Below are 17,231 nucleotides of genomic sequence, written 5' to 3'. Positions count from 1 at the left end.
GGGCAGTAGAAAAGGTGAAGCTAAGGCGAGCAGGCTTTTTGTGGCGAGGGAGCTTGCTCCCGCTGGGCTGCGCAGCGGCCCCAAAATCCCGGGAGCGCTACGCACTCCAGCGGGAGCAAGCTCCCTCGCCACATTGGGCTGCCTCACTACATTGGGCTGTTTGTTGTCAGAGAGAATGCTTCAAGATGGTGCGTTTTTTGTGTCGTTTACCCCTGCCGCGGCGGGCGGAATGTGCTGTTAAAACGCGGGTCACAGCGGAAACGGCTGCGGCACCCGCTGAATCGGCTTGTTGACCGGGTTTTTCCGGCCTGCCTTTCACGCAAAGCGGCAGGCCAGAGCGGTCTCAGGCGCGCTTTTTCTGCTGTGCCACCGGTGCTTGGGCCAGGCGGGCAAACAGGTCCTTGGGGTCGGCAAGGTCCGGCACCAGTTCCAGTTCGCTGCCCACGTCCAGCGCCTTGGCCACGTCCAGTACGTAACGCAGGGCGGAGTAGTCTTCGATGGCAAAACCTACCGAGTCGAACAGGGTGACCTGGCGCGCGTTTTCGCGGCCTGGCGCCTGGCCGTTGATCACTTGCCACAGCTCGGTGACTGGCGAATCCTCCGGCATGTGCTGGATTTCACCTTCGATGCGGCTTTGTGGCTCGTACTCGACAATCACGCGGGCCCGTTCGACGATTCGTCGGTCCAGTTCGGTCTTGCCGGGGCAGTCGCCACCGACGGCATTCAGGTGCATGCCCGGTTCGATCATCTCGTCCGTGAGGATGGTGGCGTAGGCCTTGTCGGCGGTGACGGTGGTGACGATGTCGGCGCCTTTCACGGCTTCGGCAACGCTGCCTGCCAGGATCACCTTGATCGCCGGGAAGGCTTTGAGGTTGGCGGCCAGTTTGGCGGTGGCCTTGGCGTCGATGTCGAACAGGCGGATTTCAGTGATGCCCAGCATCGCGTGGAAGGCCAGGGCCTGGAACTCACTCTGGGAGCCGTTGCCGATCAGCGCCATGCTGCGGCTGTTGTCCCGGGCCAGGTAGCGCGCCACTAGGGCCGAGGTGGCGGCCGTGCGGATCGCGGTGGTCAGGGTCATTTCCGCCAGCAGTACCGGTTTGCCGGTGTCCACATCACCCAGGGCGCCGAAGGCCATGACGGTGAGCATGCCGCTCTGGGTGTTTTTCGGGTGGCCGTTCACGTATTTGAAGGCGTACAGCGACGCGTCGGACACCGGCATCAGCTCGATCACGCCCTCGGGCGAGTGGTTGGCCAGGCGCGCGCATTTTTCAAAGTCCTGCCAGCGCAGGTAGTCGGCGCGGATGTACTCGGCCATCTCGGTAATGCAGGTTTGCAGGCCTTTTTGCGAAACCAGGTAGCTCAAGTCGTTGACGTCGATATAGCGGGTCATGGGAAGACTCCTTATTGAAATGAGGGGCGGGTGGGCAGATGCACTTCCGCCAACATGCAGCGGGCACTGCCGCCGCCGATGCGTTCGATGTTGTCGATGTTCACCACCACCGGCCGGGTGTGACGCTCCACATGCTGACGCTGGGCGGGCTTGAGCGAGCCCCAGGCGCTGGCCGACATCACCAGCAGCGGCTGGCCGTCGCGGTCGTGGACTTCCAGCATGTTGCCGGCGAAGGCTTCCAACTGATCGAAGTCCAGGGCGACGATGTCTTTGCCGGTATCGCGCAGGGAGCGTTCAAGGGCCTGGCGCTCGTGGTCATCGGGCAGGGCTTGCAGGCACACCACGGAGAGGTCGCGGCCGACACTCATCATTACGTTGCTGTGGTAGATCGGCGCGTGGTGGCGGTCGACGGCGTGGAATACGCAGACCTGGTAGTCAAGGCGTTCGGCGAACTGGCGGAGGGCATCCTGATGGGTCCGCCCGGAATGGCAGGCGTAGCTGATGCGGTGCTGGCGGTCGAGGACCATGCTGCCGGTGCCTTCGAGGAACATGTTCTGTTGTTCGAGGTGGCTGAAGTCGATGGTGTTGTGGATCGCGAAGCGTTGCTCCAGTACTTGCAGTACGCCTTTGTCGCGTTCCAGTCGTCGGTTCCGGCCTTCCATCGGGTACAGCACCAGGCTGCCGTCGGCGTGGCTGCTCCACCAGTTGTTGGGGAAGATCGAATCCGGGGTATGGGGAGCGGGGGTGTCTTGTACCACCAGCACTTCCACGCCGTGGTGGCGCAGGGTGTCGACGTAGCCGTCGAACTCTTCCAGCGCTTTCTGCTGTGCGGCCAATGGGTCGAGCGGCGCGCGCTGGAAGCGGTTGTTGATCGCGGTGTCCGGGTTGAAGGCGAAGTGCGCCGGGCGGATCATCAGGACAGTGTTGGTGGTTTGCATGGGGGCACGGGTCCATGGGGTGGGCAGTGAGGCTATTTTGTGCGGTGTGAAGGAAGAATCCCGGCTGAACTGAGGGGGTGGCTCAGCCGGGAAAGCTGAAAAGTGGGGTGGGGCAGCCGAATCGGCTGTGGAGGTGAGTGGAGATCAAAATGTGGGAGCGGGCTTGCTCGCGAAAGCGGTGGGTCAGTTAATAAATTCGGTGGCTGATACACCGCCTTCGCGAGCAAGCCCGCTCCCACATTGGTATTGTGTTGCCTGAGGTTTTTTGTCTGGATGGAGAAACCATGCCCACTGAAGTTCGTCTCGCCCAAACCACCGATGCCGAGGGCATCAGCCAGGTCATCCTGGCGGCCCTGCATGACAGCAACGCCCGGGATTATCCGGCGGATGTGATTGCGCGGGTGGCGAGCAACTTTACTCCCGAGGCTGTCGTGGCGTTGCTCGCGCGTCGAACGGTGCTGGTGGCCATTCAGGATGAGGTGATCGTTGCCACGGCGGCACTTGACGCCAATGTGGTGCGCTCGGTCTTCGTCAATCCGGCGCTGCAAGGGCAGGGCATCGGGCGCTTGCTGATGATTGAAATCGAGCTGCGTGCCCGGGAAGCCGGGGTGACCTTGTTGCATGTGCCGTCTTCGCTGACGGCCGAGCCGTTCTACACCAAGCTGGGTTTCCACACGGTGCGCGATGTCTACCATGGCAATGAACGCACGCTGGTGATGGAGAAGGCGTTGTCATCCCGCCATCCCATCGGCGTCTATCGCGATCGGGCCCATCGGGCGCAGGTGGTGGCGTTGTGGCAGGCGGCGTTTGGTTATGACGCGGCGCATAACCTGCCGAGCCTGGCGATCGACAAGAAGCTGGCGGTCAACGATGGGTTGTTCTTCGTGGCCACCGACAAGAAGGCGGTGATCGGCACTATCCTCGCCGGCTACGACGGGCATCGTGGCTGGTTGTATTCAGTGGCGGTGCACAACGACTATCGCCGCCAGGGCCTGGGCGCCTCGTTGGTGCGGCATGCGGAGCAGGCGTTGACGGCGCTGGGTTGCATGAAGATCAACCTGCAGATCACCAGTGGCAATGACGCGGTGATGGGGTTTTATGAGGCGCTGGGTTATGGCGCGGAGCCGCGGATCAGCATGGGCAAGAAGATCCTGGAAAACATCCCGATGGATAAGGCCTGAACGTCGGTTTTCCAAACACTGAAATCAAAATGTGGGAGCGGGCTTGCTCGCGAATGCGGTGTATCAGTCAATAAATCTGTCGACTGACACTCCGTATTCGCGAGCAAGCCCGCTCCCACAGTTTGGTTTTGCAGTGTTGCTTATACCTTGACGATCCAGCCCTCAGGCGCTTCGACGTCGCCGGACTGTACGCCAGTCAGCTCTTTGTAGAGCTTCTGGGTGACCGGGCCGACTTCTTTTTCGCTGTAGAACACGTGCAGCTTGTCTTTGTACTCGATGCCGCCGATCGGGGTGATCACGGCGGCGGTGCCGCAGGCGCCGGCTTCCTTGAAGTCCGACAGCTTGTCGATCAGCACGTCGCCTTCAACCACTTCCAGGCCCAGGCGCGATTTTGCCAGCTCGATCAGCGACAGGCGGGTGATGCCTGGCAACACCGACGGCGAGTTCGGGGTGACGAACTTGTTGTCGTGGGTGATCCCGAAGAAGTTGGCCGAGCCGACTTCTTCGATCTTCGAGTGGGTGGCCGGGTCGAGGTAGATGCAGTCGGCGAAGTTGGCTTTTTTCGCCAGGGAACCGGGCATCAGGCTGGCGGCGTAGTTGCCACCGACCTTGGCTGCGCCGGTGCCGTTGGGAGCCGCACGGTCGTAACCGGAGATCAGGAAGTTGTGCGGGGTCAGGCCGCCCTTGAAGTAGGCGCCGACCGGGATGCAGAAGATCGAGAAGATGAATTCCGGCGCGGTGCGCACGCCGATGTTGTCACCGGTGCCGATCACGAACGGGCGCAGGTACAGCGCGCCGCCGGTGCCGTACGGCGGGATGAACCGCTCGTTGGCGCGGACCACTTCCTTGCAGGCTTCGATGAAGGCGTCGGTCGGCACTTGTGGCATCAGCAGGCGGCCACAGCTGCGCTGCATGCGCGCGGCATTCTGGTCGGGGCGGAACAGGTTGATCGAACCGTCCTTGCAGCGGTAGGCCTTGAGGCCTTCAAAGCATTGCTGGCCGTAGTGCAGGGCGGTGGAGCCCTCGCTGATGTGCAGCACGTTGTCGTCGGTCAGGGTGCCTTTTTGCCACTCGCCGTCTTTCCAGGTCTGGAGGAAACGCTTGTCGGTCTTGATGTAGTCAAAACCCAGCTTGTCCCAATTGATGCTTTCGTTACCCATGACACCCTCTATCTTTTGTCAACCGCCTGGTCGAAGGCAGGCTTATGGTTTATTTCTGGATGGGCGCAACAATACTTCATTCTTGGCTTGTGTGGGAGCGGGCTTGCTCGCGAATGCGGCGTGTCATTCGATGCATTCGGTGCTGATCCACCGCTTTCGCGAGCAAGCCCGCTCCCACATTTGAACTTCGCCATTTTATAGGTGCAATGCATGCCCCAGGGCCCGCAGGGCTGCTTCCTGTACCGCTTCGCCGAGGGTCGGGTGGGCGTGGATGGTGCCCGCCACGTCTTCCAGGCGTGAACCCATTTCCAGGCTCAGGCCGAAGGCCGTGGACAGTTCCGAGACGCCAACGCCTACCGCCTGCCAGCCGACGATCAGGTGATTGTCGCGGCGCGCCACTACCCGCACGAAGCCGGTTTTCGACTCCAGGGTCATGGCCCGGCCATTGGCGGCGAACGGGAAGCTCGACACGATGCAGTCCAGCCCGGCCGCCCTGGCTTCGTCCGGGGTCTTGCCGACCACTACCAGTTCCGGGTCGGTGAAGCACACCGCCGGGATCGCGGCCGGGTTGAATTCGCGGGATTTACCGCTGATCAGTTCGGCGACCATTTCGCCCTGGGCCATGGCCCGGTGGGCGAGCATCGGTTCACCGCTGAGGTCACCGATGGCCCACACATTGCGCATGCTGGTCTGGCAACGGCTGTCGATCTTGATCGCCGAGCCGTTCATGTCCAGGTTCAAGGCTTCGAGGTTCCAGCCCTGGGTGTTGGGTTTGCGACCAACGGCAACCAACACCTGGTCGGTTTCCAGCGACAGCGTCTCGCCGCTGGGGTCGCGCACTTGCAGGGTATTGTTCTCGAAACCGGTGACGCTGTGTTTGAGGAACACCTTCACCCCCAGTTGCTTCAGGGATTCGGCCACCGGTTGGGTCAGTTCGGCGTCGTAGGCCGGCAAAATCCGGTCCTGGGCCTCAACCACGCTGACCTCGGCACCGAGCTTGCGATAGGCAGTCCCCAATTCCAGGCCAATGTAGCCGCCGCCCACCACGATCAAGCGTTTCGGGATGCGTTTCGGCGCCAGGGCTTCGGTGGAGGAGATGATCGGCCCGCCAATCGGCAGCATCGGCAGGTTGACACTTTTCGAGCCGGTGGCCAGCAACAGGTGTTCACACTGGATGCGCTGGTCGCCGACATCGACGGTCTTGCCGTCCACGACCTTGGCCCAGCCCTGAATGACCTGGACCTTGTGTTTTTTCAGCAGCGCGGCTACGCCGGTGGTCAGGCGGTCGACGATGCCGTCTTTCCATTCAACGCTTTTGCCGATGTCCAGGGTCGGCACATCGACTTCGATACCCAACGGCGAACCCTGGCTGTGGTGCACGGTTTGCTGGAACTGTTCGGCGACATGGATCAGCGCCTTGGACGGAATGCAGCCGATGTTCAGGCAGGTGCCGCCCGGCGATTGGCCTTCCACCAGGATGGTCGGGATGCCCAGCTGGCCGGCGCGAATCGCTGCCACGTAACCGCCAGGCCCGCCGCCGATGATCAGCAGCGTGGTGTGCAATGTTTGAGACATGGGTTACTCCAGGAACAGGCTGGCGGGTTGTTCGAGCAGGCCACGGATGGCCTGGATGAATTGCGCCGCGTCCATGCCATCGACCACCCGGTGATCGAAGGAGCTGGAGAGGTTCATCATCTTGCGGATCACAATCTGGCCCTTGATCACCATCGGCCGCTCGACAATGCGGTTGACCCCGACGATGGCCACTTCCGGCAGGTTCAGCACCGGGGTGCTGACAATCCCGCCCAACGCACCGAGGCTGGTCAGGGTGATGCTCGAGCCCGACAGCTCATCGCGACTGGCCTTGCCATTGCGCGCCGCATTCGCCAAGCGATTGATTTCTTGCGCCGTGCCCCACAGGTCGCGGGCTTCGGCGTGACGCACCACCGGCACCATCAGGCCGACATCGCTCTGGGTGGCGACACCCACATGCACCGCGCCGAGGCGGGTGATGACCTGGGCTTCGTCGTCATAACGCGCGTTGATCTGCGGATAGTCGCGCAATGCGACGACCATGGCCCGCACCAGGAACGGCAGCAGGGTCAGCTTGCCGCGGGTAGCGCCGTGTTTCTCGTTGAGGTGCACGCGCAACTCATCGAGGGCCGTGACGTCGATCTCTTCCACATAGCTGAAATGCGCGGCGCGCCGGGTGGCGTCCTGCATGCGCTGGGCGATCTTGCGGCGCATGCCGATCACCGGGATTTGCTGCTCGTCGTTGCGTTCGGCGTACGGGTTGGAGGCCCCGGAATTTTTCGCCGGACCCTGGAGCAAGTAAGCGTCCAGATCTTCATGCAGAATCCGGCCGGCCGGGCCGGAGCCCTGGACCAGTCGTAGCTGGATGCCAGCATCCAGCGCATGTTTGCGCACGGCCGGGGAGGCCAGCGGGCGGTCATCGGCCTCGCGGGCCACGGGCGCTTGCGCAGCCGCCACCGCAGGTTTGGCTGCCGGCTTGGGTTCAACCACCGGCGCGGCCCTGGCTTCGACTTTCGGTGCAGGAGCCGGTGCCGGCGCGACCTCTTCAACCACCGCCGACAACGCCGACTCCCTGGTATTGCCCGCGCCTTCCACTTCGATACTGATCAAAACACTGCCCACCGCCATGACTTCCCCCGGCTCGCCGCCGAGGGAAATCACCTTGCCGTGCACCGGCGACGGAATGTCCACCATGGCCTTGTCGGTCATCACGTCCGCCAGCACCTGGTCTTCTACCACCAGGTCGCCGACCTTGACGTGCCATACCGACAATTCAACTTCTGCGATGCCTTCGCCAATGTCCGGCATCTTGATAACGTGCGTGCCCATTCAGACCTCCATAACCCGATGCAAAGCCGCGCCCACTCGGGTCGGGCCAGGGAAATACGCCCACTCTTGCGCGTGGGGATACGGGGTATCCCAACCGGTGACGCGCTCGATCGGCGCTTCCAGGTAGTGGAAGCAATGCTCCTGCACCAGCGCCACCAGCTCGGCGCCGAACCCGCAGGTACGGGTGGCTTCGTGAACGATCACGCAGCGACGGGTTTTCTTCACGGAATTGACGATGGTTTCCAGGTCCAGCGGCCACAGGCTGCGCAGGTCGATGACTTCGGCGTCGATGCCGGTTTCTTCGGCGGCGACTTGCGACACATACACCGTGGTGCCGTAGGTGAGGATCGTCACGTCCTTGCCCGGGCGGGCGATGGCGGCCACATCCAGCGGCACGGTGTAGTAACCGTCCGGCACCTGCGCTTGCGGGTGTTTCGACCACGGGGTTACCGGGCGGTCGTGGTGGCCGTCGAACGGGCCGTTATACAGGCGCTTGGGTTCGAGGAAGATCACCGGGTCATCGTTTTCGATGGAGGCGATCAGCAGGCCCTTGGCGTCGTACGGATTGGACGGCATCACCGTGCGCAGGCCGCAGACCTGGGTGAACACCGCTTCAATACTCTGGCTGTGGGTCTGGCCGCCGTAGATGCCGCCGCCGCAGGGCATGCGCATGGTCAGCGGTGCAGTGAACTGGCCGGCCGAGCGATAACGCAGGCGGGCGGCTTCGGAAATGATCTGGTCGGTGGCAGGGTACACGTAGTCGGCGAACTGAATCTCGGCCACCGGCCGCAGGCCATAGGCGCCCATGCCGACCGCCACGCCGACGATCCCGCTTTCGGAGATCGGTGCGTCGAACACCCGCGAGGTGCCGTACTTGTTCTGCAGGCCTTCGGTGCAGCGGAACACGCCGCCGAAGTAACCGACGTCCTGGCCGAACACCACCACATTGTCGTCTCGCTCAAGCATCACATCCATGGCCGAGCGCAAGGCCTGGATCATGGTCATGGTCGTGGTGGTCATGGCGGTTTCCAGCTCGATATTGTTGTTGTGATCGTTCATGTCAGATCCCCAACTCTTGACGCTGGCGCTTCAAGTGCTCCGGCATCTCTTTATAAACGTCTTCGAACATGGTCGCGGCGCTTGGAATCTGGCCACCGGCCAGGGTGCCGTACTGTTCGGCTTCTTTCTGGGCCTTGAGCACTTCGGCTTCAAGTTCGGCACTGACCGCCGCGTGTTCCTCTTCGGACCACTGACCAATCTTGATCAGGTGCTGCTTGAGGCGGGCGATCGGGTCGCCCAGCGGGAAGTGGCTCCAGTCGTCGGCGGGACGGTATTTGGACGGGTCATCGGAGGTGGAGTGCGGGCCGGCACGGTAGGTCACCCATTCGATCAGGGTCGGGCCCAGGTTGCGGCGGGCACGTTCGGCGGCCCAGGCGGAGGCGGCGTACACCGCGACAAAGTCGTTGCCGTCCACCCGCAGGGAGGCGATGCCGCAACCCACGCCGCGTCCGGCAAAGGTCGTGGCTTCACCGCCGGCAATGGCCTGGAAGGTGGAGATCGCCCACTGGTTGTTCACTACGTTAAGAATCACGGGTGCCCGGTACACGTGGGCGAAGGTGAGGGCGGTGTGGAAGTCGGACTCAGCGGTGGCGCCGTCGCCGATCCAGGCCGAGGCAATCTTGGTATCCCCCTTGATGGCCGAGGCCATGCCCCAGCCCACGCCTTGTACGAATTGGGTGGCGAGGTTGCCGGAAATCGTGAAAAAGCCGGCATCTTTTACCGAGTACATGATCGGCAACTGGCGGCCCTTGAGCGGGTCGCGCTCGTTGGACAGCAGTTGGCAGATCAGGTCTACCAGCGGCACTTCCCGGGCCATCAGGATGCTTTGCTGGCGGTAGGTGGGGAAGCACATGTCGTCGATGTTCAAGGCCAGGGCCTGGGCGCTGCCGATGGCTTCTTCGCCGAGGCTTTGCATGTAGAACGACATCTTCTTCTGACGCTGGGCGACCACCATGCGGTTGTCGAAGATCCGCGTCTTGAGCATGGCGCGCATGCCCTTGCGCAGAATCTCGACTGGCACGCCTTCAGCCCATGGGCCGAGGGCCTGGCCCTGATCGTCGAGCACGCGAATCAGGCCCTTGGCCAGGTCGGCGGTGTCGGCGGGTTCTACGTCGATTGGGGGTTTGCGCACCAGGCCAGCGTCAGTCAGGCGCAGGTAGGTAAAGTCGGTCTTGCAGCCTGGGCGGCCCGAGGGTTCGGGAACGTGCAGGCGCAGTGGTTCGTACTGCTGAGTCATGGCTTTCTACGCTCTATCTTGTGAATTTCTTGTAGTGGGCGCGGTAGCTGACAGTCCTTCTTCGGGTAGAAGAAATCTTGTCCTACAACAATCATAGGCTCGGCTCAGAAGAATATTTATCTCTGTTTCGTTGCGTTGGAGATCATTTGGGGATAAAAAAACTGCATAAACATAATAAACAGGTGGTTTTGTCTCATGCGCAAACTGGACCGTATCGATATCGGCATTCTGAACGCCCTTCAGGAGAACGCCCGCATCACCAACGCCGACCTGGCCCGCTCGGTCAACCTGTCGCCCACGCCGTGTTTCAACCGAGTCAAGGCCATGGAAGAACTGGGGCTGATTCGCGACCAGGTGACGCTGCTGGACGCCGACCTGCTGGGGCTGCACGTCAATGTGTTCATCCACGTCAGCCTGGAAAAGCAGAACGAATTGGCATTGCAGCAATTCGAAGGGGCGATTTCGGATCGCCCCGAAGTGATGGAGTGCTACCTGATGGCCGGCGACCCCGATTATCTGATTCGGGTGCTGGTGCCGACCATCCAGTCCCTGGAGCGTTTCATGATGGACTTCCTGACCAAAGTCCCGGGTGTCGCCAACATCCGCTCCAGCTTTGCCCTCAAGCAAGTGCGCTACAAGACCGCGCTGCCGCTACCGGCCAACGGCATCAACCTCGGCTAATGAACGACACAAAACAAATGTGGGAGCGGGCTTGCTCGCGAATGGGGAGTGTCAGTCACCGAAAATATAGACTGATACACCGCATTCGCGAGCAAGCCAGCTCCCACAATTGGCAGTGCATTTCAAAGCTGGTTGAGGGGAATCTTCAAATAAACCACCCCATTTCCTTCCGCCGGCGGCATCACCCCGGCCCGCACATTCACCTGAATCGCCGGCAACAACAGCGTGGGCATGCCCAACCCGGCATCCCGCGTGGTGCGCATCTCGACAAACGCCGCCTCATCCACCCCGTCATGCACATGAATATTCCCCGCCCGCTGTTCAGCCACCGTGGTCAGGCACTTGGCTGCGCGTCCTTCGGGCGGATAGTCATGGCACACATAAAGGCGGGTTTCAGGCGCGAAGGCCAACAACTTGCGCATCGACCCATACAGCTGGCGCGCATCCCCACCAGGGAAATCGCAGCGCGCCGTGCCCACGTCCGGCATGAACAGCGTGTCGCCCACCAGAATCAACTGGTCATCAATCAGGTAAGCCATATCCGCCGGCGTATGCCCCGGCACATGCAGCGCCTGGGCCTTCAGGTTGCCGATGTGAAACACCTCATCCGGCGCAAACAGATGGTCGAACTGCGACCCATCCACCCGAAACTCCGGCTCCAGGTTGAACAGGTTCTTGAACACTCCCTGCACCTTGCTGATGGACTGGCCAATCGCGATCTTGCCCCCCAACTGGCGACGCAAATAAGGCGCAGCCGACAGATGATCCGCATGGGCGTGGGTTTCCAGCAACCACTGCACCTGCAAGCCATGCTCGCGCACAAACGCGATCACCTTGTCCGCCTGGCCGGTGCCGGTGCGTCCGGAGGCCGGGTCGTAGTTGAGCACCGAATCAACGATGGCGCATGGGCCACCGTCCGTTTCATAGACGACGTAGGTGTAGGTCGACGACGCCTCGTCCAGAAAGGATTGAATCAACGCTGACATGACGGGTTTCCCAGATAGCTAATGGCGACTTACATTCAGTTAGGTTTCCACATAACCTTGTGAGCTTAAGTGAATTAAAGGACCCGAGGCAAAGGATGGCATCGTGGTGGCAAACAGCTAGGGCGTGGTGCCATACGGCAACGACCCTTGCGTGCATTAACTGAAAAAGGCCATAGACCATGAACGACCAACACTGGGGACCTACCATCAGTGGCGATATCGTTGTCATCGGTGGCGGCTCGGCAGGCATCGGCCTGCTGGCCAGCCTGCTCAAGCGCGACCCGCACCTGAACATCATCCTGATCGAGCCCAGCGACCACCACTACTACCAGCCGGCCTGGACCCTGGTGGGCGGTGGGGCTTATGACGTTACCAGGACCGTGCGCCCCATGGCCGACGTGCTGCCCAACGGCGTCACCTGGATCCAGGCCGCGGTCAGCGAATTACTGCCCGACGAGCAAACCCTGGTGCTCGACAGCGGCCAGCGCGTCAGCTGGAAGAACCTCATCGTGTGCCCGGGCCTGCGCCTGGCCTGGGAGAAGATCGAAGGCCTGCAAGAGACCCTCGGCCGGCATGGCGTAACGTCCAACTACAGCTATGAACACGCCGCCTACACCTGGCAGCTGGTGCGGCAACTCAAAAATGGCAAGGCGCTGTTCACCCAGCCGGCCATGCCGATCAAATGTGCCGGCGCTCCGCAAAAAGCCATGTACCTGTCGTGCGATCACTGGCTCCGCCAGGGTGACCTGAAAAACATCAAGGTCGAATTCAACCTGGCCGGCGCCGCCTTGTTCGGCGTGCCGACCTTCGTGCCGCCGCTGATGAAGTACGTTGAAAAGTACTCGGCGCAACTGGCATTCAACTCCAACCTGGTCAAGGTCGACGGCCCCGCGCGCAAGGCCTGGTTCGAAATCAAGGACGCCGAAGGCAATGTGCGCGTCGAAGAGAAAACCTTCGACCTGCTGCACGTCGTCCCGCCACAGGTCTCGCCGGACTTCATTCGCCACAGCCCCCTGGCCGATGCCGCCGGCTGGTGCGAAGTGAATCCCCAGAGCCTGCAACACCTGCGCTACCCGCACATCTTCGGCCTGGGCGATGTGTGTTCCACCACCAACGCCAAGACCGCCGCGGCGGTGCGCAAGCAAATCGTGGTGGTGGCGGAAAACCTGCTGGCCCTGCGCAGACAGGCACCGTTGCCCCTCAAGTACGACGGCTATGGCTCCTGCCCGCTGACCGTGGAGAAGGGCAAGGTGGTGCTGGCCGAGTTCGGCTATGGCGGCAAGTTGCTGCCGACCTTTCCCCTCGACCCGACTGTGGCGCGGCGTTCGGCGTGGTTCCTCAAGGCGAGTTTCCTGCCGTGGTTCTACTGGAACGGCATGCTCAAGGGCCGCGAGTGGCTGACCCGTCTGGCCAAGGTGGATTGAGGCAACCCTATGCTGCTGGCAAGTTTTCTGGGCGTGTTGATGGGGTTGGTCATGGGCTTGACCGGTGCCGGAGGCGGCATTCTTGGTGTCCCGGCCCTGGTATTGGGGCTGGGGTTGACCATGACCCAGGCCGCGCCCGTGTCGTTGTTCGCGGTGGGCGCGGCCGCTGCCGTGGGGGCTGTCGACGGTTTGCGCCATGGCCTGGTGCGCTACCGTGCGGCGCTGCTGATTGCGCTGCTCGGCGCGCTGTTTTCGCCGCTGGGAGTGTTCTTCGCCCACCAGATGTCGGAGAAAGTCCTGATGGGCCTGTTCAGTGCGCTGATGGTGCTGGTGGCCTGGCGCATGCTGCAACGGGAGAAGCTTGAGGCCGGGCCGAGCGACCACGGCACCGCGTCGTGGGGCCAGAAGAACTGCATGCTCGACCAGCAGACCGGGCGCTTTTCCTGGACCGCCAAATGCACCGCCACCCTGGCCGCCCTCGGCGCAGTGACCGGTGCGGTATCGGGCCTGCTCGGCGTGGGCGGCGGCTTCCTGATCGTACCGGCCTTCAAGCAACTGACCGATGTGCAGATGCGCGGCATCGTCGCCACCTCGCTGATGGTGATCAGCCTGATCTCGTTGATCGGCGTGATCGGCGCGTTTCATGCCGGGGTCAGTATCGAGCCGATGGGCTGGGTGTTTATCGGTTCGAGCATTGTCGGCATGTTGGCGGGGCGGCGCCTGTGCTCGGTGATCAAGGCGCGCACCTTGCAGGTGGGTTTTGCCACCCTGTGTGTGCTGGTGGCGGCGGGCATGCTGTTTCGGGCCCTCATTCAGGTGCCTTGAAATGCGGTCAGCATCCCGCCCCTACGGGTATCAGCGCCGCAGGTAGGCACCAAAGTCGATGTCCCCGGCGCTGAGAATCGCCTGCACCCGATTGTGCACGTTCAACTTGCGCAGGATCGCCGAGACATGGGCCTTCACCGTGGTCTCGGCAATCTCCAGGCTATAGGCGATTTGCTTGTTCGAGTCACCCTTGGTCATCCGCTCCAGCACCAGCAATTGCTTGCGGGTCAGGGCCTGCAGCAGCTCCGGCGCAAGCCCCAGGCAATCATTCATGCGCCGTTGCCCGCCGATTTTCTGGCTGCGAATAATCTCCGGCGGCAAATACACATTGCCGTTGAGAATCTGTTGGATTGCCTCGGTCATCTGCAGCCTGGGCGAGGACTTGGTGATAAACCCCACCGCGCCATAGGTGATGGCTTGCAGCACGACCTGCTTGTCCTGCTCGGCGGACACGATCACCACCGGAATCGTCGGCGACCCGTTGCGCAGGTTGATCAGGCCATTGAGGCCGTGCATGCCCGGCATGTTCAGGTCCAGCAGGATCAGATCCAGATCGTCGTGCTCCTGGCTCATGGTCAGGGCGCTGTCCAGGTCGCCGGTTTCCATCACTTCGCTGCCCGGGAACCCGTCGCTGATGACGTTGTGGATCGCCTCGCGAAACAGTGGGTGATCGTCGGCTATCAGAATTTTGTACATGGACGTTCGCCTTATTATTTTTGCTTATTCAAGCAGGTCCGATCCATAGGGTCATGCGCCCATTACATGCCAGTCTCGATGCCTTGGGAATGCGACGATAGAGAGGGGAATCAGTACCAAAGTAGTAGATCGTGCCGTACGTCGCGGTTTCAGCGCCACCCATTGGTCTGATTGCATTCAGTGTCGGATGGGTTAGTGTGGAGCGCATCTTCCAGAATAATAAAAACAGGCTTACCAATGAGCCCGAACCTGAGTCTCCTGCGTAAATTCGTTTCCCCTGAAATCATCTTTGGCGCCGGCTGCCGGCACAACGTAGGCAACTACGCCAAGACCTTTGGCGCGCGCAAGGTGTTGGTGGTGAGTGATCCCGGCGTGGTTGCTGTCGGCTGGGTGGCCGATGTCGAGGCCAGCCTGCAAGCCATCGGCATCGACTACTGCCTGTACACCGCCGTTTCGCCCAACCCCCGGGTTGAAGAGGTGATGCTCGGCGCCGAGGTCTACCGTGAAAACCATTGCGACGTGATCGTCGCCGTCGGTGGCGGCAGCCCGATGGACTGCGGCAAGGCCATCGGCATCGTGGTCGCCCATGGCTGCAGCATCCTCGACTTCGAAGGTGTCGACACCATCCGCGTGCCGAGCCCGCCGCTGATCCTGATCCCGACTACCGCGGGCTCCTCGGCGGATGTCTCGCAGTTCGTGATCATTTCCAACCAGCAAGAGCGCATGAAGTTCTCCATCGTCAGCAAGGCGGTTGTGCCCGATGTTTCACTGATCGACCCGGAAACCACGGCGAGCATGGACCCGTTTCTCTCGGCCTGTACCGGCATCGATGCGCTGGTGCATGCCATCGAGGCCTTCGTGTCCACCGGCCACGGCCCGCTGACCGATCCCCACGCGCTGGAAGCCATGCGCCTGATCAATGGCAACCTGGTGCAGATGATCGCCAACCCCGGCGACATCGCCCTGCGGGAGAAAATCATGCTGGGCAGCATGCAGGCCGGGCTGGCGTTTTCCAACGCGATCCTCGGCGCGGTGCATGCCATGTCCCACAGCCTTGGCGGCTTTCTCGACCTGCCCCATGGCCTGTGCAACGCGGTGCTGGTGGAACATGTGGTGGCGTTCAACTACAGCGCGGCACCGGAGCGTTTCAAGGTGATTGCCGAGACCTTCGGCATTGATTGCCGGGGCCTCAACCACCGGCAAATCTGCGGCCGGCTGGTGGACCATTTGATCGCGTTGAAGCATGCGATCGGCTTCCATGAAACCCTCGGCCTGCATGGGATTCGAGTGGCGGACATTCCCTTTCTGTCGCAGCACGCCATGCACGACCCGTGCATCCTTACCAACCCGCGTGAGTCCAGCCAGCGTGACGTCGAGGTCGTCTATGGCGAAGCTCTCTGACGATCAGCAACGGGCACTCGCGGGGCTCCTGGGGCTGGGCAACCACTCGGCGCGCAAGAGTCATTACCCCGAACTGACCGCGCGCCTCGACGAGCTGGAAGCCGAGCGCAATCGCTACATCCGCCTCAACGACGAATTGGAACAGCGGGTCGCGGCGCGTACCGACGAGTTGCTGGAAGCCAACCGCAACCTGCAACAGCAAATCGCCCAGCGCGAGAAGATCGAGCAGGACTTGCGCGATGCTCGGGATGCCGCCCAGGCCGCCAACCGCAGCAAGGACAAATACCTTGCCGCCGCCAGTCATGACCTGCTGCAACCCCTCAACGCCGCACGCTTGCTGATTTCCACCCTGCGCGAGCGCAACTTGCCCAGCGTCGAACACGTGTTGGTGGAGCGCACCCATCAGGCCCTGGAAGGCGCCGAGGATTTGCTCACCGACTTGCTGGACATTTCCCGACTCGATCAAGCGGCGGTGAAGCCGGACATCGCCCTGTACCGTCTCGACGAACTGTTCGCACCGCTGGTCTCGGAATTCCAGTCGGTGGCCGCGGCGTCCGGGCTGAACCTGCGGGCGCGTACAGGCCATTACGCAATCAACACCGACCTGCGGCTGGTGACGCGGATCCTGCGCAATTTCCTCAGCAACGCCTGCCGCTACACGAGCGCGGGCTCCATCCTGCTGGGCGCCCGCCGCCGGGGTGAGCGGTTGCGCCTGGAGGTGTGGGACACCGGGCGCGGAATTGCGGCGGACCGCCTGGACGCCATCTTCCTGGAGTTCAATCAACTGGACGTGGGCCGCGCCGCCGACCGCAAGGGCGTGGGACTGGGGTTGGCGATTGTCGAGCGTATCGCCGAGGTCCTCGGTTATCCGGTGGCGGTGCGTTCGTGGCCGGGGCGCGGTTCGATGTTCAGCATCGAAGTCCCCATCAGCGAGGACATGCCGCTGCCCATCAGTGTGGTGGCCGCGCAACCGAGCACCGGCAACCCGCTGCCGGGGAGGCGGCTGCTGGTGCTGGATAACGAAGTCGGCATCCTCGACAGCATGAGCGCGCTGCTTGGGCAGTGGGGCTGCGAGGTGGTCACTGCGACCGACCAGGCCGGCGCACTGGTTGCGTTGCAGGGCAGGGCACCGGAGCTGATTCTCGCGGACTATCACCTGGACCATGGCGTGGTGGGCTGTGAGGTCGTGCACCAGTTGCGCGAGCATTTTGGCTGCAGGATTCCGGCAGTGATTATCACCGCCGACCGCACCGACCAATGCCGCCGTGCATTGCAGCGCCTGGACGTGCCATTGCTGAACAAGCCGGTCAAGCCCGGCAAGTTGCGAGCGGTGTTGACCCAGTTATTGGCCTAGCCACTTGATACTTGTCAACACCGGGCGTGACGCTTTG

The 17,231-nt window shown here is 62.2% G+C and carries 15 protein-coding genes; 6 read left to right on the top strand and 9 right to left on the bottom strand.

Annotated features, from left to right (window positions below; all coding sequences use genetic code 11):
* Window positions 1–343: 343 nt before the first annotated feature.
* Together JV201_RS19550 and ctlX are read right to left on the bottom strand one after the other, a co-directional pair.
* On the bottom strand, window positions 344–1,390 hold the full coding sequence (locus tag JV201_RS19550; RefSeq protein ID WP_003212869.1) for an ornithine cyclodeaminase: 1,047 nt from the start codon (window positions 1,388–1,390) through the stop codon (window positions 344–346).
* A gap of 11 nt (window positions 1,391–1,401) precedes the next feature.
* Window positions 1,402–2,328, bottom strand: coding sequence for a citrulline utilization hydrolase CtlX (gene ctlX / locus JV201_RS19545; protein WP_003212867.1), 927 nt, complete (start codon window positions 2,326–2,328; stop codon window positions 1,402–1,404).
* Between the two features lie 284 nt (window positions 2,329–2,612).
* On the opposite strand from ctlX, the gene JV201_RS19540 reads away from it, so the two are divergent.
* The gene (locus JV201_RS19540) at window positions 2,613–3,509 is read left to right on the top strand and encodes a GNAT family acetyltransferase (protein WP_008434482.1); all 897 of its coding nucleotides are present in this window, start codon (window positions 2,613–2,615) and stop codon (window positions 3,507–3,509) included.
* A gap of 140 nt (window positions 3,510–3,649) precedes the next feature.
* Here JV201_RS19540 and JV201_RS19535 read toward each other — a convergent pair whose 3' ends face one another.
* From JV201_RS19535 to JV201_RS19515, 5 genes are all read right to left on the bottom strand, one after another.
* Window positions 3,650–4,669 (bottom strand): branched-chain amino acid aminotransferase, encoded by a 1,020-nt coding sequence (locus tag JV201_RS19535; protein ID WP_003212864.1) that lies wholly within the window; start codon window positions 4,667–4,669, stop codon window positions 3,650–3,652.
* Window positions 4,670–4,864: 195 nt separating this feature from the next.
* Window positions 4,865–6,244: a dihydrolipoyl dehydrogenase gene (gene lpdA, locus JV201_RS19530; protein WP_219405938.1), complete on the bottom strand. Its 1,380-nt coding sequence runs from the start codon at window positions 6,242–6,244 to the stop codon at window positions 4,865–4,867.
* A gap of 3 nt (window positions 6,245–6,247) precedes the next feature.
* Complete coding sequence (locus JV201_RS19525) at window positions 6,248–7,531, bottom strand: dihydrolipoamide acetyltransferase family protein (protein WP_102369558.1); 1,284 nt, start codon at window positions 7,529–7,531, stop codon at window positions 6,248–6,250.
* Window positions 7,532–8,590, bottom strand: a complete 1,059-nt coding sequence (locus JV201_RS19520; RefSeq protein WP_003212859.1) for an alpha-ketoacid dehydrogenase subunit beta — start codon at window positions 8,588–8,590, stop codon at window positions 7,532–7,534. It abuts the gene before it with no gap.
* 1 nt (window position 8,591) lies between these two features.
* On the bottom strand, window positions 8,592–9,827 hold the full coding sequence (locus JV201_RS19515) for a 3-methyl-2-oxobutanoate dehydrogenase (2-methylpropanoyl-transferring) subunit alpha (RefSeq protein ID WP_003212857.1): 1,236 nt from the start codon (window positions 9,825–9,827) through the stop codon (window positions 8,592–8,594).
* A 195-nt stretch (window positions 9,828–10,022) separates the two neighbouring features.
* Here JV201_RS19515 and bkdR point away from each other — a divergent pair, with 195 nt between their 5' ends.
* Window positions 10,023–10,508, top strand: a complete 486-nt coding sequence (bkdR, locus tag JV201_RS19510; protein WP_003212855.1) for a Bkd operon transcriptional regulator BkdR — start codon at window positions 10,023–10,025, stop codon at window positions 10,506–10,508.
* A gap of 122 nt (window positions 10,509–10,630) precedes the next feature.
* On the opposite strand, the gene JV201_RS19505 is transcribed toward bkdR, so the two are convergent.
* Window positions 10,631–11,494, bottom strand: a complete 864-nt coding sequence (locus JV201_RS19505) for an MBL fold metallo-hydrolase (protein ID WP_003207791.1) — start codon at window positions 11,492–11,494, stop codon at window positions 10,631–10,633.
* Between the two features lie 179 nt (window positions 11,495–11,673).
* Here JV201_RS19505 and JV201_RS19500 point away from each other — a divergent pair, with 179 nt between their 5' ends.
* Window positions 11,674–12,918: an FAD/NAD(P)-binding oxidoreductase gene (locus JV201_RS19500; RefSeq protein WP_102606166.1), complete on the top strand. Its 1,245-nt coding sequence runs from the start codon at window positions 11,674–11,676 to the stop codon at window positions 12,916–12,918.
* Window positions 12,919–12,927: 9 nt separating this feature from the next.
* Window positions 12,928–13,743: a sulfite exporter TauE/SafE family protein gene (locus tag JV201_RS19495; protein WP_003207794.1), complete on the top strand. Its 816-nt coding sequence runs from the start codon at window positions 12,928–12,930 to the stop codon at window positions 13,741–13,743.
* 30 nt (window positions 13,744–13,773) lie between these two features.
* Here the strand turns inward: JV201_RS19495 and JV201_RS19490 are convergent, their stop codons facing one another.
* Window positions 13,774–14,439: a response regulator transcription factor gene (locus JV201_RS19490; RefSeq protein ID WP_219405937.1), complete on the bottom strand. Its 666-nt coding sequence runs from the start codon at window positions 14,437–14,439 to the stop codon at window positions 13,774–13,776.
* A gap of 237 nt (window positions 14,440–14,676) precedes the next feature.
* On the opposite strand from JV201_RS19490, the gene ercA reads away from it, so the two are divergent.
* Window positions 14,677–15,840: an alcohol dehydrogenase-like regulatory protein ErcA gene (ercA, locus tag JV201_RS19485; protein WP_003207798.1), complete on the top strand. Its 1,164-nt coding sequence runs from the start codon at window positions 14,677–14,679 to the stop codon at window positions 15,838–15,840.
* Entirely contained in the window at window positions 15,824–17,194 is a 1,371-nt protein-coding gene (locus JV201_RS19480; RefSeq protein WP_003207799.1) for a hybrid sensor histidine kinase/response regulator, read from the top strand. Before ercA ends, JV201_RS19480 begins: the two co-directional genes overlap by 17 nt.
* The last annotated feature ends 37 nt before the right edge of the window (window positions 17,195–17,231 follow it).

The sequence above is a fragment of the Pseudomonas sp. Colony2 genome (assembly GCF_019382755.1).
Taxonomy (GTDB): Bacteria; Pseudomonadota; Gammaproteobacteria; order Pseudomonadales; family Pseudomonadaceae; genus Aquipseudomonas.
This window is presented reverse-complemented; position numbering and strand designations above follow the sequence as displayed.